The 19579-nt window shown below is 73.0% G+C and carries 20 protein-coding genes; 6 read left to right on the forward strand and 14 right to left on the reverse strand.

Annotated features, from left to right (window positions below):
- Positions 1-228 precede the first annotated feature (228 nt).
- From ACFVHI_RS06380 to ACFVHI_RS06390, 3 genes are all read right to left on the reverse strand, one after another.
- The gene (locus tag ACFVHI_RS06380; protein ID WP_063351416.1) at positions 229-1035 is read right to left on the reverse strand and encodes a DUF3710 domain-containing protein; all 807 of its coding nucleotides are present in this window, start codon (positions 1033-1035) and stop codon (positions 229-231) included.
- A gap of 69 nt (positions 1036-1104) precedes the next feature.
- Positions 1105-1572: a dUTP diphosphatase gene (dut, locus tag ACFVHI_RS06385; protein WP_063349388.1), complete on the reverse strand. Its 468-nt coding sequence runs from the start codon at positions 1570-1572 to the stop codon at positions 1105-1107.
- Positions 1569-2147: a PaaI family thioesterase gene (locus ACFVHI_RS06390; protein WP_063351415.1), complete on the reverse strand. Its 579-nt coding sequence runs from the start codon at positions 2145-2147 to the stop codon at positions 1569-1571. The genes dut and ACFVHI_RS06390 overlap by 4 nt, the downstream gene beginning before the upstream one ends.
- Positions 2148-2282: 135 nt before the next feature.
- Here ACFVHI_RS06390 and ACFVHI_RS06395 point away from each other — a divergent pair, with 135 nt between their 5' ends.
- Positions 2283-2732, forward strand: coding sequence for a DUF3093 domain-containing protein (locus ACFVHI_RS06395; protein WP_063349387.1), 450 nt, complete (start codon positions 2283-2285; stop codon positions 2730-2732).
- A gap of 308 nt (positions 2733-3040) precedes the next feature.
- Here the strand turns inward: ACFVHI_RS06395 and ACFVHI_RS06400 are convergent, their stop codons facing one another.
- The 4 genes from ACFVHI_RS06400 to ACFVHI_RS06415 form a co-directional block, all read right to left on the reverse strand.
- Entirely contained in the window at positions 3041-3340 is a 300-nt protein-coding gene (locus tag ACFVHI_RS06400) for a DUF4193 domain-containing protein (protein ID WP_030057692.1), read from the reverse strand.
- A gap of 473 nt (positions 3341-3813) precedes the next feature.
- On the reverse strand, positions 3814-4797 hold the full coding sequence (locus ACFVHI_RS06405) for an acyl-ACP desaturase (RefSeq protein WP_380336316.1): 984 nt from the start codon (positions 4795-4797) through the stop codon (positions 3814-3816).
- 240 nt (positions 4798-5037) lie between these two features.
- The gene (locus ACFVHI_RS06410) at positions 5038-6321 is read right to left on the reverse strand and encodes a cell wall metabolism sensor histidine kinase WalK (protein ID WP_063349385.1); all 1284 of its coding nucleotides are present in this window, start codon (positions 6319-6321) and stop codon (positions 5038-5040) included.
- 118 nt (positions 6322-6439) lie between these two features.
- Complete coding sequence (locus tag ACFVHI_RS06415; RefSeq protein WP_063349384.1) at positions 6440-7093, reverse strand: response regulator transcription factor; 654 nt, start codon at positions 7091-7093, stop codon at positions 6440-6442.
- 442 nt (positions 7094-7535) lie between these two features.
- Here ACFVHI_RS06415 and ACFVHI_RS06420 point away from each other — a divergent pair, with 442 nt between their 5' ends.
- Positions 7536-7721, forward strand: coding sequence for a hypothetical protein (locus ACFVHI_RS06420; RefSeq protein ID WP_030057688.1), 186 nt, complete (start codon positions 7536-7538; stop codon positions 7719-7721).
- 141 nt (positions 7722-7862) lie between these two features.
- On the opposite strand, the gene ACFVHI_RS06425 is transcribed toward ACFVHI_RS06420, so the two are convergent.
- Both ACFVHI_RS06425 and ACFVHI_RS06430 read right to left on the reverse strand, forming a co-directional pair.
- Positions 7863-8681: an inositol monophosphatase family protein gene (locus tag ACFVHI_RS06425; RefSeq protein WP_063349383.1), complete on the reverse strand. Its 819-nt coding sequence runs from the start codon at positions 8679-8681 to the stop codon at positions 7863-7865.
- A gap of 33 nt (positions 8682-8714) precedes the next feature.
- Complete coding sequence (locus ACFVHI_RS06430) at positions 8715-9872, reverse strand: ferrochelatase (protein WP_063349382.1); 1158 nt, start codon at positions 9870-9872, stop codon at positions 8715-8717.
- 127 nt (positions 9873-9999) lie between these two features.
- On the opposite strand from ACFVHI_RS06430, the gene ACFVHI_RS06435 reads away from it, so the two are divergent.
- Both ACFVHI_RS06435 and ACFVHI_RS06440 read left to right on the forward strand, forming a co-directional pair.
- Positions 10000-11256 (forward strand): MFS transporter, encoded by a 1257-nt coding sequence (locus ACFVHI_RS06435; protein ID WP_380336321.1) that lies wholly within the window; start codon positions 10000-10002, stop codon positions 11254-11256.
- A gap of 104 nt (positions 11257-11360) precedes the next feature.
- Entirely contained in the window at positions 11361-12683 is a 1323-nt protein-coding gene (locus ACFVHI_RS06440; RefSeq protein WP_380336324.1) for a D-arabinono-1,4-lactone oxidase, read from the forward strand.
- On the opposite strand, the gene ACFVHI_RS06445 is transcribed toward ACFVHI_RS06440, so the two are convergent.
- Complete coding sequence (locus ACFVHI_RS06445) at positions 12684-13568, reverse strand: hypothetical protein (protein ID WP_380336327.1); 885 nt, start codon at positions 13566-13568, stop codon at positions 12684-12686.
- A gap of 517 nt (positions 13569-14085) precedes the next feature.
- Here ACFVHI_RS06445 and sepH point away from each other — a divergent pair.
- Positions 14086-15162: a septation protein SepH gene (sepH, locus tag ACFVHI_RS06450; RefSeq protein ID WP_079135886.1), complete on the forward strand. Its 1077-nt coding sequence runs from the start codon at positions 14086-14088 to the stop codon at positions 15160-15162.
- 57 nt (positions 15163-15219) lie between these two features.
- On the opposite strand, the gene ACFVHI_RS06455 is transcribed toward sepH, so the two are convergent.
- On the reverse strand, positions 15220-16095 hold the full coding sequence (locus ACFVHI_RS06455; protein ID WP_380336330.1) for a sulfurtransferase: 876 nt from the start codon (positions 16093-16095) through the stop codon (positions 15220-15222).
- 182 nt (positions 16096-16277) lie between these two features.
- Between ACFVHI_RS06455 and ACFVHI_RS06460 the strand changes: the two genes are divergently transcribed.
- On the forward strand, positions 16278-17018 hold the full coding sequence (locus tag ACFVHI_RS06460) for a VOC family protein (RefSeq protein ID WP_347878564.1): 741 nt from the start codon (positions 16278-16280) through the stop codon (positions 17016-17018).
- Positions 17019-17035: 17 nt separating this feature from the next.
- Here the strand turns inward: ACFVHI_RS06460 and ACFVHI_RS06465 are convergent, their stop codons facing one another.
- From ACFVHI_RS06465 to ACFVHI_RS06475, 3 genes are all read right to left on the reverse strand, one after another.
- Positions 17036-17689, reverse strand: a complete 654-nt coding sequence (locus ACFVHI_RS06465) for a thymidine kinase (RefSeq protein ID WP_063349376.1) — start codon at positions 17687-17689, stop codon at positions 17036-17038.
- Between the two features lie 61 nt (positions 17690-17750).
- Positions 17751-18938 (reverse strand): alkaline phosphatase family protein, encoded by a 1188-nt coding sequence (locus ACFVHI_RS06470; RefSeq protein WP_063349375.1) that lies wholly within the window; start codon positions 18936-18938, stop codon positions 17751-17753.
- A gap of 35 nt (positions 18939-18973) precedes the next feature.
- Positions 18974-19573, reverse strand: coding sequence for a DUF5998 family protein (locus ACFVHI_RS06475; RefSeq protein ID WP_063349374.1), 600 nt, complete (start codon positions 19571-19573; stop codon positions 18974-18976).
- Positions 19574-19579 lie beyond the last annotated feature (6 nt).

A 19579-nucleotide genomic window follows, 5' to 3' on the forward strand; every position in this document is an offset into this window, starting at 1 on the left:
CTTCGGACCGCCTTCCAGCGGGCCCTCCGGGCGCTTCGTTCTTTCGTGTTTCAAGCTTATCAGATGTTTTCCGCTCCGTTTTCCGGAGTTTCATTCATCGGAATTCGCTTTCCGCTTGCCCCCGCTCTCTCGCGGCGACTCCGGAACTGTACGGGGACAGGCCCGCCACATGCAAATCGCCCCCGCCCGGGGTCCCGGGCAGGGGCGATCAGTGCGACACGGACCAGGTCAGCGGACCTCGGTGATCTCCGGACCGCGGGCGAACGGGTCGAGGGCCGCGCCGCCGAAACGGCTGTCGCCCTCGCCGGCCGCAGCCGCAGCCGCACCGCCGCCGTCGGCGACCATCTGGGCGTCCTCGGGGAGCTTCAGCACGATCGGGTCGCGGGGCGCCATCGGGCTCTCGCCCCGGACGACGACCGTCTGCTGGAAGACCTGCTCCAGGATCCCGGCCATTTCCGGCTGCACGGCGGCCTGGCCCGAGATCACACCGCGCAGGAACCAGCGCGGGCCGTCGCAACCGACGAAGCGCACCAGCTGTACGCCCTGGGTGCCGTCCGGCAGCTGCACCGGAACCTGCGCGCGGAGGTGCCAGCCGAGCGGGCCCTCCTCCTCCTCGATGAGGCCGCCCTGCGCGGTGATGCCGTTGGCGATCTCCTCGCGGACCTCCCCCCAGATGCCCTCCGACTTGGGAGCGGCGAAGGCCTGCAGCTGGATGGCGCTGTTGCCGAGGACCAGGGTCGCGGCGACGATCGCGTCACCGGCGACCTCCACCCGCAGCTCCATGCCCTCGACACCGGGGACCAGCAGACCCCCGAGGTCCACTCGCCCCTCCTCGGGGTTCTCCAGCTCGGAGTGGTCCCACGGACCGTCCGGCCGCGGGGCCGGCGGCAGGCCGACCTTGTCGGACGGGTCCAGCTCGGTCACGTTCTCGCTCTCGGCGGAACCTTCGACGTCATCGGCCGTCTCGTCGGCGCTGATGGCGTCGTCGGCGAGCTGCTCGACAGCGTCCTCGCTCTTCTGGCGACGACGGAACACGGTCACTGTCCTTCCCGGTCCAAGACCGATGCGAATACCTGCTCGGCTTCCTGCGAGGCCGCGGGAATGCTAGACCGCGGCGTGGCCGCCGGTCGACCCGAACCCGCCCTCGGCACGTGCCGACCCAGGCAGCTCGGCCACCTCGTGGAAACGGGCCTTCTCGACCTGCTGGATCACCAGCTGGGCGATCCGGTCCCCTCGGCGGAAGCTGACCCCCTCGCGCGGGTCCAGATTGACGACGATCACCTTGATCTCTCCACGGTACCCGGCATCGACCGTCCCCGGGGCGTTCACGAGGGCAACTCCGCAACGAGCTGCCAGCCCGGAGCGGGGGTGGACGAAGGCCGCGTAGCCGTCCGGGAGGGCGATCGCGATGCCGGTGGGCAGGACGGCCCGCTCACCGGGGGCCAGCTCGGCGTCCACGGCGGTGCGCAGATCGGCTCCCGCGTCGCCGGGCTGCGCGTAGGCGGGCAGCGGCAACTCGGGGTCGATGCGCCTGATCAGGACGTCCAGCGGCGGGCGGGGGGTGTTGCTCAAGGGTTCACCTCAAAGGCTCGTGCGCGCTTCATCAGATCCGGGTCGTCGAGGACCTTCTCGATGTCCTCGGGACGACCGTGCGTGGTGAAGTGTTCCAGCTTCACCTGGATGAAGAGCGCCTGCGCCCGCACCGCGACCGGTCCGTCGGGGCCGCCGATGCGTGCCTCGGCGGCGCTGTAGATCTTGCGGCCGTGGACGCCGGTGACCCAGGCGCGCAGGTGCAGCACCGAGTCGACCGGGACGGGGCAGAGGAAGTCGGTCTCCAGCCGGCCGGTGACGGCGGGGGCGTGCAGCAGCCAGTTGAGCGTGCCGAGGGTCTCGTCCATGGCGGTGGTCAGCACTCCGCCGTGGGCCAGGCCCGGGCCGCCCTGGTGGACGTCCCGGACGGCGAACTCGGCGGTGACGTCGAGTCCCTCGCCGGCGACCGCGTCGATCCGCAGCCCGCCGGGGTGTTGCGGTCCGCAGCCGAAGCAGTGCTCGTAGTGGGAGCCGAGCCGGGTGCCGGGGGCGGGCGCCTCGGGGGCGCGCGGCGGCAGTACGGCGTCCGGCGGCGGGGTGGTCGGGGACGGCGGCAGCGCGGGCGCCGGCCGGTCGGCGGGGGCGGTGGGGGTGGTCGAACCGGTCACGGGGCCCCAGCCTACCCAGGGGTAGGCGCGCGGCCGGTGGGGGTGGCGTCCCGGTGCCGGCGTCAGGGCGCCCACAATGGGGGCATGTACGACGAACGCCTCACGGTGCCGCGCTCCTGGTGGCTGCTCCCGGTCGCGACCGGGCTCACGCTCGCCCTGATCCTGCTGCGGGTCGGCGGTCTGGCCGCGCTGGTCGGGCTGGTGGTCGGCATCGCCGCCGGCGCGGTCGCGATCAGCAGCTACGGCTCGGTCCGGATCCGCGTGGTGCAGGGCTCACTGGTGGCCGGGCCGGCCCGGATCCCGGTGGACGCCCTGGGCACCGCGCACCCGCTGAGCCCCGCCGAGGCGGTGGCCTGGCGCGGGCCGAAGGCCAACCCGCGCGCCTTCATGCTGCTGCGCAGCTACGTCCCGACGGCGCTGCGGATCGAGGTGACCGACCCGTCCGACCCGACGCCCTACCTCTACCTGTCGACCCGCTCGCCGATGAAGCTGGCGGAGGCGCTGGAGGAGGCCCGTCGCGGCGCCCGCACCTAGGCACCCGCGCCCAGGGGCTCTCCGGCCGATCGTGCCGGACAGAGCACCTGGCGGAGGGACCCGCGCACGCCAGGGGGCAGCCCCGGACGCGCACAGGCCCGAAAAACGGAGAGGGACGGTTCCGCTGATGCGGGACCGTCCCTACGACTTTGTGCCGGCCGACGTGCTCATGGCCGACTCCGTCCTCCCGGTGCCGTCCGTCAGGACGACTCCCGGACCTGCCGTCCGGCCCCGCTGCCCGGGGCCGGAAGGGGCGCTGTGCCGGCCCCGCGGAAGCCGCGGGTGCCGGGCCCTGTCCGCCGCGGTGCTCAGGCGCCGCAGTCCCGGCAGATCGGGTTGCCGTTCTTCTCGCTGTACAGCTGACTGCGGTGGTGCACCAGGAAGCAGCTCATGCAGGTGAACTCGTCGGCCTGCTTCGGCAGCACCCGGACCGCGAGCTCCTCGTTCGAGAGGTCTGCGCCCGGGAGCTCCATGCCCTCGGCCGCGTCGAACTCGTCGACGTCGACAGAGCCGCCGCCCTTGTCGTTCCGCCGAGCCTTGAGTTCCTCGATGCTGTCTTCGTTGAGCTCGTCGTCGGTCTTGCGTGGGGTGTCGTAGTCCGTTGCCATTGTTCGCTCTCCCCCTCCGGGTTTGTGCGGTGTGTGCGGTATCTCCAGCGCACGTAACGCATGGGGGGTCGGTCTTGTGCCCGACCCGAGGCGGAGATTTTGCCTTACTTCAAGCCCTGTTACTCAATCGACACTCAGCCAGGGGTCCGTTGGGGTGATCCACCAGGCTGCGGGAGGCCTCACGCTGGGCCATCGCCAGCCTCCTCCAGCATCCGCTCGGCGGCCACTCACAGTGAGCACGGGCCGCGCTGATGCTCGTCCATTCCCTTGCCCACCTGGGGTGCCGACCAATCATCCGGTCGGGTACTGACCCGAAATCCGGTCACGGACTGCGATCGGCACCCCAGCTCGGACGATCACTCTCCGAGGTCGGGTGAAGTCACGGAGCGACACGATGTGAGCTTGGTCACGTTCAGAATCTTCCAGGGCAAACCACGGAAAATCCACCCACTTCGACTGCTCCGCCGAACACCCTAGTCGGCGCTCCTGCGCGCGGCCCGGCGGGCCAGGATCGCGGCCTGGCGCTCCTCGAACTTACGCGCCTGGCCGTCCAGCCCGTCCAGGAAGACGCCGAGCTCGTTCTGCGCCAACTGGCCCTCCGGGCCGAGGCCGCCGATCTCCATCACGCGCAGGTGGCGCAGCACCGGCTGCAGCACGTCGTCGTGGTGGATGCGCAGGTTGTAGACCCCGCCGAGGGCGATCTGCGCGGCGGCCCGCTCGAAGCCGGGGATGCCGTGGCCGGGCATCCGGAAGTCGGTGACCACGTCGGCCACGGCCCGCATGGCCTGGTCGGGGGCGATCTCCAGGGCGGCCTTCAGCAGGTTCCGGTAGAAGACCATGTGGAGGTTCTCGTCGTTGGCGATCTTCGCCAGCAGCTGGTCGCAGAGCGGGTCGCCGGCGTACTTGCCGGTGTTGCGGTGCGAGATGCGGGTGGCGAGCTCCTGGAAGGCCACGTACGCGACGGACTGCAGCATGCTGTGCGCGTTGTCGGACTCGAAGCCCTCGGACATGTGGCTCATCCGGGCCCGCTCCAGCTCCACCGGGTCGACGGCCCGGGTGGCGAGCAGGAAGTCGCGAATGGCTATCCCGTGCCGGCCCTCCTCGGCGGTCCAGCGGTGCACCCAGGTGCCCCAGGCGCCCTCGCGGCCGAACATGCTGGCGATCTCGTGGTGGTAGCTGGGGAGGTTGTCCTCGGTCAGCAGGTTCACCACCAGCGACACCCGGCCGAGCGGCGTCACCTGGGACTGCTCGACGGCCCAGGCCTCGCCGCCCAGCACGCCGTCGAAGTCGCGGCCCTGGCTCCACGGCACGAACTCGTGCGGCATCCACTCCTTGGCCACGGCGAGGTGGCGGTTGAGCTCCTTCTCCACGACCTCTTCGAGGGCCAGGATCAGCCGGGCGTCGGTCCAGCCGGTCGATCCGAGGGAGGCGCTGCTCTGCACAGGGGCGATGGTCACGGTCTTGCTCCTGGGGGACGGCACGCGCGGGACGGGCGCGTTGGGCGGGCACGTCTGCGGACGCACTTACGGTTCCGTAGGTTACGACACCGTAAGTTGCTCGGGCAGGAAATGACAAGCCGCCCCCGCCAGGCCTTATGTCGTCTTGACGGGCCTGACGGGGGCGGCGGTGAACGGTCGCTTACGGAGCGCGGCGGCGGGGAGGGCGCGGCGGGGCCGGGAGGGGCCCGGCGGGCGGGGTCAGGGGTTGGGGATCCGGACCCGCATGGTGAGGCCGCCACCGGCGCGCGCAGTGGCCTCGATGGTGCCACCGTGGGCGCGCACCACCGAGCGGACGATGGACAGGCCGAGCCCGACCCCCTTGTCGCTGCGGGTGCGGTCGGCGCCCTTGACCCGGCGGAACGGCTCGAAGATGTGCTCCAGCTCGTAGCCGGGCACCACCGGGCCGGTGTTGGACACCACCAGCTCGCCGCCGCCGGGCACCTCGGCGGTGGCCAGCTCGACCCAGCCGCCGGGGGTGTTGTACCGGACGGCGTTCTGCAGCAGGTTGAGCGCCAGCCGCTCCAGCAGCACGCCGTTGCCCGCGACCACGGCCGGAGCGAGCTTGGAGCGCAGCTCGACCTCGCGCCGGTCCGCCTCGGCCCTGGTCTGCTCCAGGGCGCGGGTGGCCACCTCGGAGAGCTCCACCGGGCGGCGGTCGGTCAGCTCGTTCTCGCTGCGGGCGAGCAGCAGTAGGCCCTCCACCAGCTGTTCGCTGCGCTCGTTGGTGGCCAGCAGGGTCTTGCCGAGCTGCTGGAGGTCGGGCGAGGCGGCCGGGTCGGAGAGCTGGACCTCCAGCAGGGTGCGGTTGATCGCCAGCGGGGTGCGCAGTTCGTGCGAGGCGTTGGCGACGAAGCGGCGCTGGGAGTCGAAGGACCGGTCCAGCCGGTCCAGCATGTCGTCGAAGGTGTCGGCGAGTTCCTTGAGCTCGTCGTCCGGCCCGTCCAGCTCGATCCGCCGGTGCAGGTCGGAGGAGGCGACGTCGCGGGCGGTGCGGGTGATCCGGCCGAGCGGGCGCAGCACCCGGCCGGCCAGCGCGTAGCCGGCCGCGAAGGCGATCACGGCGAGGCAGACCAGCATCGTGAGCGACTTGCGCAGCAGGGTGTTGAGCGCCGAGTTGGAGCGCAGCAGGTAGTCGCCGGCCTGCTCCTGGTTGAACTGCGCGCTGTTCATCGGGACGCCGTTGACCCGCAGGCTGCCGTCGAACTGGAACGTGCGCGGCGCCAGGTTGTTCACGGCGTCCTGGAAGAACACGTACATCAGCAGCAGCAGGACCACGCCGGCCATCAGGAACATGCCGCCGTAGAGCAGGGTGAGCCGCATCCGGATGGTCGGCCGGAAGGGCAGCCAGGCGAGCATGCCGTCGCCGGGGGTGTAGCGACCGGGCTGGGGCGCGCGCGGGGGGTGCTGGGGCTTGGGCGGTACGGCGCGCGGGCCGCCGGCGGGCGCGCCGGAGGGCCCGCCGGCCGGGGGCGGGGTGGTCATGATGGTCCTCTCGGGGCGTCCGCCGGGGCGGGCGCGGGGTGGGTGGAGTCCGGCCGGGCCCGGCGAACGGATCCGGTCCGGTCCGCTCGGATCCGGTCAGGTGGTCCGGCGGGTCCGGTCAGATCCGGTAGCCGGAGCCCGGGACGGTGACGATCACCGGCGGGTCGCCGAGCTTGCGGCGCAGCGTCATCACGGTGACGCGCACGACGTTGGTGAACGGGTCGGTGTGCTCGTCCCAGGCCTTCTCCAGCAGCTGCTCGGCGGAGACGACGGCGCCGCCGGCCCGCATCAGCACCTCCAGGACGGCGAACTCCTTGGGGGCGAGCTGGACGGTGCGGCCCTCGCGGATCACCTCGCGGCGGCCCGGGTCGAGCGAGATGCCGGCCCGCTCCAGCACCGGGGGCAGCGGGACGGTCGCGCGGCGGCCCAGCGCCCTTACCCGGGCGACGAGTTCGCTGAAGGCGAACGGCTTCGGAAGGTAGTCGTCCGCGCCGATCTCCAGGCCCTCGACCCGGTCGCTGATGTCGCCGGAGGCGGTCAGCATGATCACCCTGGTGGCCAGGCCCTGTTCGACCACCTTGCGGCAGACGTCGTCGCCGTGGACCAGCGGGAGGTCGCGGTCCAGGACCACGACGTCGTAGTCGTTGACCGCGATGCGCTGGAGCGCGGCCTCCCCGTCGTACACCACGTCGACGGCCATCGCCTCGCGGCGCAGGCCGGTGGCGACAGCCTCGGCGAGCAACTGCTCGTCCTCGACGACGAGAACCCGCACGATCGTTGTCCCTTCTCCAGGCCGGCCCCGGAAGCGGACGCGCGGCTCCGACGGTGCCTCCATCCTGCCTGGTCCGCCGGTAAAGCAGCGATAAGCTGCCGCCCAGGCACGGAGCGTTGGCAGCGGGTGATGACCGTTCGTGTCGGGACCAGTCCGGTTGGACTGTGACACAGGCAACTTTCTCGGGCCGGAAGGTTTCCCCATCCCCCCGGCGGGGAGGACAGCTTCACACCCGCGATCTGGCTGTTGGCCGATCGCACCCACCCGCCGTGCGTTCATCCGCGCCGGCCCTGGGGCTGGGACGTCACCGGGAGCGGCCGAAGGCCGTCTCCGCGCTCGACCGGAGATCCACGACCTGCCGGACGGGGCGCTGCCGCTGGCCACACCTCCTCGGGGCGGAGAACGTACGACCGTGCACGTCCGACACAGTAAGGGGGCCCGTATGGACGCCTTCAAGGCCGGAATCCTGCAGCGCATAGCCAACGCCGAGCAGGATCTGCACCGCGCGATCGAGGCCGGGGACGAGTTCCTCGCCGAGGTGGAGCAGTCCGAGCTGGACGACCTCCGCCGGCTCGCCGCCGAGCACGGCGTGGACACCGTGCTGGAGCGCCACCGCACCGCCGCCTGATCCACCCGACCTTCCGACCCGACGCCGGACCTCCGGCACCAGCGGCCCTGCGGGGGTCGTGCGAAAACCCCAGGCCCTGGCATCCCCCGTATGCCAGGGCTCTTCGCTGTCCAGGGCCGTCCAAGGGCCCAGGAAACGCCTTCAGTCCGCCCAGGCGCGCAGCGCGGCCAGCCGCTCCTGCAGTGGCTGGTACACGCCCGGGGCGGCGGCCACGGTCAGCTCGCCGTCCGGGCCGTGCCCGGGGCGGCCGCCGACCAGGGCCCCGGCCTCGGCGGCGATCAGGCAGCCGGCCGCGCGGTCCCAGGGGGCGAGGCCGCGCTCGTAGTAGCCGTCCAGCCGCCCGGCGGCGACGTCGCACAGGTCCACCGCGGCGGCCCCGCCCCGGCGGATGTCCCGCACCTCGGGCATCAGGGACAGCAGCACCTCGGCCTGGCGGGTCCGCACCGACTGGACGTAGTTGAAGCCGGTGCCGATCAGCGCCTGGCCCCACGGCGGGGCCGGGCGGGTGGAGAGCGGCCGGCCGTCGAGCCGGGCGCCGCGCCCGAGGACGGCGTGGAACAGCTCGCCGCGGGCTGGCGCGTACACCACGCCGACGACCGCCCGGCCGTCCAGCTCGGCGGCCACGCTGACCGCCCAGGAGGGCAGCCCGTACAGGTAGTTGACCGTGCCGTCGAGCGGGTCGACGACCCAGCGCACCCCGCTGGTGCCGGGCCGCTCGGCGCCCTCCTCGCCGAGGTAGCCGTCCTCGGGGCGGCGCTCGGTGATCAGTTCCAGGACGAGCTTCTCGGAGGCGAGGTCCATCTCGGTCACCACGTCGACCGGACTGCTCTTGGTGCCGGCCACACCGAGGTCGGCGGGCCGGCCGTCGCGCAGCAGGGCGCCGGCCTGCCGGGCCGCGTCCAGGGCGACCTCCAGCAGGTCGTCGAGGAGCCGGTCGTCGGGCAGGGCGGGGGTGGGCACGGGTCTCTCCTCCGGGGGGAACGGGACGGGCGGTCAGCGCTCGGCGGCGGCCGGGCGGGGGGCTCGCGGGTTGGGGCAGCAGGCCACCGCGCACACGTCGTGGCTGGGGCCGAGCGCGCCGAGGGCGCAGCGGGTCACCGGCTCGCCGCGCTCGGCGGCGGCCCGCTCCAGGACCAGTTCGCGCACCGCGGCGGTGAACCGCGGGTCGGCGCCGACGGTGGCGGCGCGGGCCACCGGCAGGCCGAGTTCGGCGGCCTTGGCGACGGCCTCGGTGTCGAGGTCGTACTTGACCTCCATGTGGTCGGAGACGAAGCCGATCGGGACCATCACCACGGCGGGCGCGCCGTCGGCGTGCTGGGCCTCCAGGTGGTCGCAGATGTCCGGTTCCAGCCACGGCGTGTGCGGGGCGCCGCTGCGGCTCTGGAACACCAGCTCCCAGGGCCGGTCCGCGACGCCGGTGCGTTCGGCGACGGCCTCGGCGATCAGCCGGGCGACGTCCAGGTGCTGGGCGACGTACGCGCCGCCGGGGCGGCCGCGGGCCGGGTCGTCCGGGGCGCCGGAGGTCTCGGCCATGGCGTCCGGGATGGAGTGGGTGGTGAACGCCAACCGGGCGCCGGCCCGGACGTCCTCGGGCAGCCGCGCCAGGGCGGCCAGGGTGGCGTCGACCATCGGCTCGACGAACCCGGGGTGGTTGTAGAAGTGCCGCAGCTTGTCGACCCGCAGCTCGGGCAGGCCCTCCGCGGCGAGGGCGGCCAGCGCGTCGGCCAGGTTCTCCCGGTACTGGCGGCAGCCCGAGAAGCCGGCGTAGGCGCTGGTGGCGAGGACGGCGACGCGGCGGTGGCCGTCGGCGGCCAGTTCGCGCAGGGTGTCCACCAGGTAGGGCGCCCAGTTCCGGTTGCCCCAGTAGACCGGCAGGTCCAGGCCGTGCTCGGCGAAGTCCTTGCGCAGCGCGGCGAGCAGTTCGCGGTTCTGCTCGTTGATCGGGCTGACCCCGCCGAACAGGAAGTAGTGCTTGCCGACCTCCTTCAGCCGCTCCTTGGGGATGCCGCGGCCCCGGGTCACGTTCTCCAGGAACGGGACGACGTCCTCGGGGGCCTCGGGCCCGCCGAAGGAGAGCAGCAGCAGGGCGTCGTACGGCTGCGGTGCTGCCGGGGCGGCGCCGGACGGTGAGGGTTTGCGCGCGTCGGACATGGCACCGATCCTGCCATTGAGGGGCCGGAGACCCCCGTCGGGGCTGCGAGGATGTCCGGAAAATACTGTTTGCCAAGGTACGTAAGCTGTGTTCGCCAGCCTCGTTCCTTACCCCCGCGGAGCTCCCGTGCTGTCCAGCTACCGCCAGATATTCGCCTCCCCCGGCAGTCTGGCCTTCTCCTCCACCGGCTTCGTCTCCCGACTGCCGATCTCCATGACCGGCATCGGCATCGTGACCATGCTCTCCCAGCTGAGAGGCTCCTACGGGGTGGCGGGCCTGGTGTCGGCGACCCTGGCGATCTCCGCCGCGCTGCTCGGCCCGCAGGTCTCCCGGCTGGTGGACCGGCACGGGCAGCGCCGAATAATCGTCCCGGCCATGGCGCTCACCATCGTCGCCGTGGTCGGCCTGCTGCTGTGCGCCCGGTTCAAGGCGCCGGACTGGACGCTCTTCGTCTTCGCGGCCGGCATGGGCGTCATGCCGAGCACCGGCGCGATGGTCCGCGCCCGCTGGGCCCACCTGTACCGCGACGACGCCCCCAAGCTGCACACCGCGTACTCCTTCGAGGCCGTCGTCGACGAGGTCTGCTTCATCGTCGGCCCGATCCTCTCCATCGGCCTGGCCACCTCCGTCTTCCCCGAGGCCGGCGTCCTGCTCGCCGGGGTCTTCCTCGCCGTCGGCGTCCTGCTGTTCGCCGGGCAGCGCGCCACCGAACCGCCGGTCCACCCGGGCGCCCGGCACGTCGGCGGCTCGGTGATCCTCAACCGCGGCCTCCAGGTGCTGATCCTCACCTTCGTCGCCACCGGCGCGATCTTCGGCTCGGTCGAGGTCGTCACCGTCGCCTACTCCGAAACCCAGGGGCACAAGTCCATCGCCAGCGTGATCCTCGCGCTGTGGGCGCTCGGCTCCTGCCTGGCCGGCGTGGTGTTCGGCACCCTCAAGCTCACCGGCTCGATGGCCGGCCGCTTCTTCGCCGGCGTCCTGTTCATGGCGCTCAGCATGGCGCCGCTGCTGCTGGTCGCCGAGTCGGTGCGCGGAGTCGGCGGGCTGATCGCGGTCGGCGGCGCGCTGCTGATCGCGGGCATCGCCATCTCCCCCACCCTGATCACCGCGATGGCCCTGGTCGAACGGCTCGTCCCGGCCGCCCAGCTGACCGAGGGCATGACCTGGACGACCACCGGGCTCGCCCTCGGCGTCGCCGTCGGCTCCTCCGCCGGCGGCTGGGTGGTGGACGCCGCCGGCTCCGCCGCGGGCTACTGGGTGCCCCTGACCGCCGGGGTCTTCGGCGTGGTCACCGCGCTCGCCGGACTGGGCCGGCTGCGCGCCGGACTCGCCGTCGACGAGCCCGCCGAAGCGGCCGAACAGACCGTAGACCTCGAACGGTGAACTGACTAATCTCTCCCTACCCGCGGGCCTACCCGCGGGTAGGGCGGCCCCCACCGCCCCGGACCGCGCCGACCCCGGTCGGCCACGGAGCAGGAGGCGGCGCCATGCCCCAGGCCAGTACCGCGACCCCCACCCGGTGGACCAACTGGGCCGGGAACCAGAGCGCCCGGCCCGCCCGGGCCGCCACCCCCGGCACCGCGGAGGAACTGGCCAAGGAGATCCTGCGCGCCGCCGAACAGGGCCGCACCGTCAAGGCCGTCGGCTCCGGCCACTCCTTCACCTCGATCGCCTCCGCCGGCGACGGCGTCCTGCTCCGCCCGCACGCGCTCACCGCCGTCCGCGAGATCGACCGCGAGGCCGGCACCATCACCGTCGAGTCCGGCCTCCCGCTCGCCCGGCTCAACCGGATCCTCGCCGCCGAGGGCCTCTCCCTCACCAACATGGGCGACATCGAGGTGCAGACCGTGGCCGGCGCCACCAGCACCGGCACCCACGGCACCGGCCGCGACTCCGGCTCGCTCGCCGCCCAGATCCGCGCCCTGGAGATCGTCCTCGCCGACGGCAGCGTCCGGCGCTGCTCCCCCACCGACCACCCCCGGCTCTTCCAGGGCGCCCGGCTCGGCCTCGGCGCCCTCGGCGTGATCACCGCCCTGACCTTCGCCGTCGAGCCGGCCTTCCTGCTCACCGCGCACGAGCAGCCGATGGCCTTCGACGAGGTGCTGGAACGGCTGGACGACCTCACCGCGGTCAACGAGCACTTCGAGTTCTACTGGTTCCCGCACACCGACCGCTGCGCCACCAAGCGCAACAACCGCAGCCAGGGCCCGGCCGCCCCGCTGCCCCGGTTCAAGGAGTGGCTGGAGGACGACTTCCTCTCCAACACCGTCTGGGAGGGCGCCTGCCGGGTCGGCCGGCGCTTCCCCGCCAGCATCCCCGCCATCGCCTCGCTGGCCAGCCGCGCCTGGTCCGACCGCAGCTACACCGACACCGCGCACCGGGTGTTCACCAGCCCGCGCAAGGTGCGCTTCGTGGAGATGGAGTACGCGGTGCCGCGCGCGGCCGTCGCCGGGGTGCTGCGCGAACTGAAGGCCCTGGTCGAGCGCTCCGACTGGAAGATCGGCTTCCCGGTGGAGGTGCGCTTCGCCCCCGCCGACGACCTCTGGCTCTCCACCGCCTCCGGGCGGGACAGCGCCTACATCGCCGTCCACCTCTACCGGGGCACCGCCGACCAGGGCTACTTCACCGGCGTCGAACAGCTGATGTGCGCCCACCAGGGCCGCCCGCACTGGGGCAAGCTGCACACCCGGGACGCCGAGTACCTGTCCGGCGCCTACCCGCACTTCGGCGACTTCACCGCCCTGCGCGACGAGGTCGACCCGCAGCGCGTGTTCGGCAACGACTACCTGCGCCGGGTCCTCGGCGCCTGATCACGGGGTGGCGCCCTGGGTCGGCGCCGCGGGCTGCGGCGGGGCCACGGAGGCGGGGGCGTTGCTCGGCACCGGCGGCTGCGGGCTCGCCCCGCCGGAGGTGCCGGAGGTCTTCCCGCCGTCCGCGGTCGGCGACGAACCGGCCGACGGCGTCGCGCTCGGGCCCGCCGAGGGCGAGGCCGTACCGCCGCCGTGCCCACCGGCCCCACCGCTCGGGCTCGTGCTCGGGCCCGTGCTCGGCTCCCGGCTCGGCCTCGTCGTCGACGGGGCCGAGGCGCCGCCGGACGGCGAGGACTCCGAGCCGTGCCCGCCGCCGGTGGGGGGCCGCTCCGCCGGCGGCGCCTCCCGCGGGGAGGGGGACTTCGGGTTCACCACGCCGCCGAAGGAGGTGCCGTTGCCCGACTCGCCCTTCACCGTCGCCGACACCGGCTGCCCGGTGGCCAGTTCGAACGCCAGGATCGGCGTCATCGCCACCACGAACACCAGCCCCGACACGGCCGCGTAGGTCTTCCAGGTCCACCGCCGACGCGCCCGGACCACCTGCGGCTCGTTCCACTCCGAGGAGATCGCCGACGGCGCCGGCTCCACCGGGCGCTCCGGCACCTGGCGCAGCCCGTTCACGGCGTGGCCGGGCCCCCGGTCCACCACCGCCTCACGCAGCTGCTCGCCGGTGCGCCGGAAGATGTGCTGGAACACCGCACCGCCGGTGGTGGCCCCGACACTGACCACCGCCGCACCCAGGATCGTTCCGTACACGCCGAGTTCGGAGGCGAACAGCGCCCCCACCACCGTGGCCAGCGCACTCGCCGCGACCTGAGCCACACTCAGATCGATCCGCTTGCGCTCCTTCTTGCCGCCCTCCTCGGCGGGGCTCCGCTCCGGCATCAACATCCCTCGGTCCGTACGACTGTTCCTCGAACAAGTCACTCCATCTTGCCCAAAGAAGGACACAAGGGACGAAAATGCGGTTCTCCGGCCCCGATATATGTGAAGATGATCACCGTTCACCCGTCGGTGGTCCGCCGTTGGGGGCATGCGCTCTTGAGATTCCCGTGAATCGCGGGAGACTTGAGCGGCGAGCCGCCCCTTCGGATGCCACGAATGGAGTACTGTTCGTAAAGCCTGAGCCTTGGGTCGACTTGTCGACTGCGCCCACACCGGCAGCTTGACGAAGAGCCACGGAACAGGCACGCACGGCGACGCCCGTCCCGGACCGTCGCGAACACTCCGCGTGCGAGGACGGCCGGGGCACCCAGGCGCGACGTCGACGGATGGCGTGGCAAAAAGGCAACCGTGCCACAGCGGCGTGACCGGGCGTATGCCCGACACGCCGGGGAACTCAGCAAGGTTGTGGCCAGTCGCGAGTGGGCAGGCCACACTCAGTACGGGAGCAGCGACGCAGGTGACGTCGGCAGGCACCACCCGGGAGGTAACCGTGCCCGAACTGCGGGTTGTGGCCGTCAGCAACGACGGCACACGGCTGGTGCTCAAGGCTGCCGACAGCACGGAGTACACCCTTCCCATCGACGAGCGGCTGCGCGCCGCCATCCGCGGGGATCGTCCGCGCCTCGGCCAGATCGAGATCGAGGTCGAGAGCCATCTGCGGCCCCGGGACATCCAGGCCCGGATACGAGCCGGTGCCTCCGCCGAGGAGGTCGCCCAGGCCGCCGGCATCTCCGTCGACCGGGTCCGCCGCTTCGAGGGTCCGGTCCTCGCCGAGCGCGCCTTCATGGCCGAACGCGCCCGCAAGACCGCCATCCGCCGCAACGGCGAATCCACCGGGCCCCAGCTCGGCGAGGCCGTCGCCGAGCGGCTCGCGCTGCGCGGCGCCGAGAAGGACACCGAACGCTGGGACTCCTGGCGGCGCGACGACGGCACCTGGGAGGTCATCCTCGCCTACCGTGCCGACGACGAGGGCCGCAGCGCCTCCTGGACGTACGACCCGCCCCGGCGCCTGGTCCAGCCCAACGACGACGAGGCCCGCGCGCTGATCGGCGAGAACGTCGAGCGCGAGGAGGAGTCGGTCTTCCCGTTCATCCCGCGGATCGCCCGGCTCCCCCAGGACCGGCCGCCCCGCCCGATGATCGACCGGCCCTCCGCCGACCGCATCATGTCCGCCCGCGAAGTCCGCGAGTCCCGCGAGGCCACCGCCGAGTCCAGGGACTCCCTGACCAGCCTGCTCGACGTGGTCCCCGCCTTCCGCGGCGACCTCGCCGTCGGCCCCGCCCCGATCGAACCGGTGCCCGCAGAGGTCGCCGAGGAGAGCGAGGAGGCGGCCGCGGCCGCCGCACCGGCGGTCGGCGCGGGCTCGGCCTACGCCGACATCCTGATGCCGCGGGCCGTCGCCCCGCACCGCGAGCGCCTGGTCGGCACCACCGACCGCCAGGCCGAGGCGGACGGCGTCCGGCCCGGCCGCCGGGCCACCGTGCCCAGCTGGGACGAGATCGTCTTCGGCAGCCGGCGCAAGAAGCAGGAGTAGCAGCCCTGACGTCAGGGGCGGGAGGCCGGGCCTCCCGCCCCTGACGCACGCCCGGACTCAGCCCGGCTGGTCGGTCACCGCCACCGGGCGGACCTCGTCGCTCGACCACTCGCTCCACGACCCCGGGTACAGCGTCGCCGGCAGGCCCGCCACCTCCAGCGCCAGGATCTGGTGCGCCGCCGTCACTCCCGAGCCGCAGTAGACCGCCGTCTCCCGCTCACCCGCGCCCAGCGCACGGAACCGCGCCGTCAGCTCCGCGGCCGACCTGAACCGCCCGTCGGCCGCCACGTTCTCGGCCGTCGGCGCCGACACCGCGCCCGGGATGTGCCCGGCGCGCGGGTCCACCGGCTCGCTCTCGCCCCGGTAGCGGTCCCCCGCCCGGGCGTCCAGCAGCAGCTCGCCGCGCGCCCAGGCCGCCGCGCCGTCCGCGTCCACCACGGGCAACTGCCCCGGGATCGGCTTGAAATCACCCTCCGCCGGCGCCGGAACCTCCGCCGTCACCGGCAGTCCGGCCGCCGACCAGGCCGCGTACCCGCCGTCCAGCACCCGGACGTCCCGGTGCCCGGCCCAGCGCAGCAGCCACCAGGCGCGGGCCGCCGCCAGCGAGGCCGCGCCGTCGTACACCACCACCGGGCGGTCGGAGTCCACTCCCAGGCGGCGCATCGCCGCGCCGAACTCCTCCGGGTCCGGCAGCGGGTGGCGGCCGCCCCGGCCGGGGGCGCCCGGCGGGGCCGCGAGGTCCCGGTCCAGATCGACGAAGCGGGCGCCGGGCAGGTGCCCGGCCCGGTACTCCTCGACGGCGGTCGGGCCGGACTGCGCGGCACCGACCAGCCGGTAGCGCACGTCCAACAGCACCGGCGGGCGCGCGGAGGCGAGCGCCTGCGCCAGCCCGGCCGCGGAGATCAGCGGGGAACCGTCGTTGTAGGTGGTCATGGCGGCCATTGTCGCGCAGCGCCGCCAACCCGCCGCTCTTTGTGCGCTCTTTGCCGGAATTTCCGCGCGGCCCGAGGGTTCGACGCGCGCCAGAGTGGAAGCATCACCCTCGCGCGCGAGGATTTCCGTGCGCCAACCACCCATTGCGCCAACCACCCATGAGGAGGCCCGCATTGCCCGCGGTGGAACTCCGACTGGCCCAGGGCACCCCCTGCTGGGTCAGCCTGCTGACCGACGACCTGGCCGGCGCCCGCGCGTTCTACGCCGACCTGCTCGGCTGGACCTACACCCCGGGCCCCGGCCAGCTCGGCGCCTACGTCCGCGCCGAACTCGACGGGGCACCGGTCGCCGGCCTCGGCGTCTCCACCGCCACCGGCTTCCCGGTGCAGTGGACCACCTACTTCGCCGTCGACGACGCCGACCACACCGCCCAACTGGTGCGCTCCTGCGGCGGAACCGTGGCCGTCGGGCCGCTCCAGGCCGAACGCGCCGGGCGGATGGCCATCGCCGCCGACGTCTCCGGCGCCGTCTTCGGCCTCTGGCAGGGCGAGGAGCACACCGGCCGGGAGGCCGGGCCCGAACCCGGCGGACCGGCCTGGACCGAACTGCTCACCCCCGACACCGACGGCGCCGTCGCCTTCTACACCGCCGTACTCGACCGCCCCGTCCGGCACGCCGACGACGAGTCCGCGCTACTCGTGCACGGGCAACCGGTCGCCGGCATCCGGCACCGCGCCGAACTGCGCGGCCATCCGCCCCGCTGGCGGGTCCACTTCGCCGTCCGCGACGCCGACGCCACCGCCCGGCACGCCGTCGGACTCGGCGGCCGCGTCCTGGTCCCACCGCACGACACCGCCCGCGGCCGCGCCGCCCGGCTGTCCGACCCGCAGGGCGGGCACTTCTCGGTGCTGGAACTCCGCTAGCGCGCCCAGGACAGGACTCAGACCTGCTGCTCGAAGGGCAGCACGTCCGGGGAGAGCACCGAGGCCCGGGCCGTCGCGGCGGTCAGCCGACGGCGGTGGTGCCGGCGGCAGAGCACCTCGTACCCGACCTCGTCCTCGTTCACCGAGATGTCGCCGACCACCACCTGGGCGCCCTCGACCACCATCACCCCGCCCACCGTCCGGGCGTTGTGCGTCGCCCGCGCACCGCACCAGCACAGCGCCTCGACCTGGAGCACCTCCACCCGGTCGGCCAGCTCGATCAGCCGCTGGGAGCCGGGGAAAAGCCGGGTGCGGAAGTCCGTGGTGATCCCGAACGTGTAGGCGTCGATGTCGAGTTCGTCCACCACCCGGGCCAACTGGTCGACCTGCTCGGCGGCGAAGAACTGCGCCTCGTCGCAGATCAGGTAGTCCACCCGGCCGCCCGCCGAGAGCCGGTGCACCACGTACGCGTGGAAGTCGAAGTCGTCCGTCACCTCGACCGCGTCCGCCCGCAGGCCCAGCCGGCTGGAGATGGTCGCCGCACCGGCCCGGTCGTGGCGGGTCAGGATGAGTCCCTGCCGGCCGCGGGCGGAGTGGTTGTGGTCCATCTGCAGCGCCAGCGTCGACTTGCCGCAGTCCATCGTGCCCGAGAAGAACACCAGTTCAGCCATGGGTGGAGCAAAGGCCTTTCACATCAGGGGAGTTCGGGCACAGAAGAGTCAAGGACCTGGCTCAGCCGCGAACTTCGAGCAGCGGCACGAACTGCTCGACCGGGGTCATCGAACCGTGCAGACCGATCATCGCGGACTCGCCCGGCTCGTTGCGGGAGGCGGTGATCGCGATGTCGTCCCGCGCCGCGGCCACCACGTCGCCGATCCGCCCGTACACCCGCTCGTCCACGACCGGACCGAACCAGCCCGCCGCGATCGCCTGGTCCCGGGTGGCCACCCACATCCGGTCGCCCAGCACCTCGCTCCAGACCGCGAACACGTCGGCCGCCGCACCGGGCACCGCGTAGACGTGCCGGGCCCGGCCCTCGCCGCCCAGCAGGGCCACGCCGGCGCCCAGCTCCCAGTCCTCGTCGAAGTCGATCCGGTCCTCCGGCGCGATGTCGATCATGCCGTGGTCGGCGGTCACGTACATCGCCGAACGCGGCGGCAGCCGCTCGGCCAGCCGGCGGGCCAGCCGGTCCACCGCGTCCAGGGTCATCCGCCACTCGTCCGAGTCCACCCCGAAGCGGTGGCCCGCACCGTCCAGCTCGCTGACGTACGTGTAGACCAGCGCCCGGTCGTGCTCGGCCAGCCAGGAGGCCGCCAGGTCCATCCGCTCCTCGCCCGTGGTCCGGCCCAGGAAGGTTCCGCCGGACAGCGCCACCCTGGTCAGCGGCGTCTGCGAGAACAGCGGGGAGGACACCTGCGCGGTCGCCACCCCGGCGGCGTCCGTCCGCTCGAAGACCGTCGGGTACGGCTGCCAGACGTGCGGGTCGGTGTGCGGCTGCCAACGCAGCTGGTTCATCAGATAACCGGCGCCCGGCACCGCGACCGTGTACCCGGCCAGACCGTGCAGCCCCGGCGGGGTGCCGGTGCCGACCGAGGCCAGCGAGGTCGCCGTGGTCGACGGGAAACCGGCGGTCAGCGGGCGGCCCGAACCACCCATCGAACTCCCGGCCAGCGAGGACAGGAACGGCGCGTACTCAGGGTGCCGCAGCAGCAGCTCCCAGCCCAGGCCGTCCACCAGGAACACCACCACCCGGTCCGCCGGGGCGATCGGCAGGGTCGCGGTGAAACCCGGAACGCCCAGGCCCGCCGCCACCGAGGGCAACAGGTCGCAGAGCGAACCGCTGCCGTACGGGGGCGCGGGAGCCGCGGCCGGGTCGAGGATCTCGAAGGCGTCGAAGCCGCCGGAAGGTGCGAAGGACATGAAACCGGATTCGTAGCAGTCGAAGGCGGCGGCGCTCAGACCCGCGGGCCGTTGCTGATCGTCGCGTCGGAGAGCGCGCGGGCGAACACCAGTGCCTGGGCCACCGTCTCCGGGCCGTCACCGGCCTCGCTCACCCGCAGTGAGAGATCGTCAGCCGTCGCCGAACCCGTGTAGCCGTGGTCAGCCTCGCAGTTCGGGTCCGAACAGCCCGCGGGCTCCAGGTCCAGCCGCTGCACCGCACCCCAGCCGATCGTCAGCACCACCTCGCGCGGCAGCGTCCCCGGCGTGTACGTCTCCGGGTTCGCGACCATCCGGCTCAGCACGACCGAACCGATCCGGTCCAGCCGGACACTCTCCGTCGACGTCGTCGCGAACGGCACCGCCGGACTGCCCGCGTCCCCCGACTGCTCGTCGGTGTGGCTCACCACGAACCGCGTCGGGGTCAGCACCAGCACCGTCACGTGCCGACGCACCTCGTTGGCGTCGAAGGTCGTCTCCTGGTGCACCAGGTAGGAGCTGATCGGCTCCGGGCCCACCGCGGCCTCGACCGCCTCGGACACCAGGGCCGGGTAGTAACCGCTGCGCTCGATCGCCGAGCGCAGGTCCTGAGTGCTGGTGGTACCGGTCTTCGCCATAACTCC

Source organism: Kitasatospora sp. NPDC127121 (assembly GCF_042677305.1).
Taxonomy (GTDB): Bacteria; Actinomycetota; Actinomycetes; order Streptomycetales; family Streptomycetaceae; genus Kitasatospora.

Coding starts and splice junctions, on each gene's coding strand:
- ACFVHI_RS06395 (WP_063349387.1), top strand. CDS start 2,283: ATGTACGACGAACGCCTCACGGTGCCGCGCTCCTGGTGGCTGCTCCCG.
- ACFVHI_RS06400 (WP_030057692.1), bottom strand. CDS start 3,340: ATGGCAACGGACTACGACACCCCACGCAAGACCGACGACGAGCTCAAC.
- ACFVHI_RS06410 (WP_063349385.1), bottom strand. CDS start 6,321: ATGACCACCCCGCCCCCGGCCGGCGGGCCCTCCGGCGCGCCCGCCGGC.
- ACFVHI_RS06420 (WP_030057688.1), top strand. CDS start 7,536: ATGGACGCCTTCAAGGCCGGAATCCTGCAGCGCATAGCCAACGCCGAG.
- ACFVHI_RS06430 (WP_063349382.1), bottom strand. CDS start 9,872: ATGTCCGACGCGCGCAAACCCTCACCGTCCGGCGCCGCCCCGGCAGCA.
- ACFVHI_RS06440 (WP_380336324.1), top strand. CDS start 11,361: ATGCCCCAGGCCAGTACCGCGACCCCCACCCGGTGGACCAACTGGGCC.
- ACFVHI_RS06445 (WP_380336327.1), bottom strand. CDS start 13,568: ATGCCGGAGCGGAGCCCCGCCGAGGAGGGCGGCAAGAAGGAGCGCAAG.
- ACFVHI_RS06455 (WP_380336330.1), bottom strand. CDS start 16,095: ATGACCACCTACAACGACGGTTCCCCGCTGATCTCCGCGGCCGGGCTG.
- ACFVHI_RS06465 (WP_063349376.1), bottom strand. CDS start 17,689: ATGGCTGAACTGGTGTTCTTCTCGGGCACGATGGACTGCGGCAAGTCG.
- ACFVHI_RS06470 (WP_063349375.1), bottom strand. CDS start 18,938: ATGTCCTTCGCACCTTCCGGCGGCTTCGACGCCTTCGAGATCCTCGAC.
- ACFVHI_RS06475 (WP_063349374.1), bottom strand. CDS start 19,573: ATGGCGAAGACCGGTACCACCAGCACTCAGGACCTGCGCTCGGCGATC.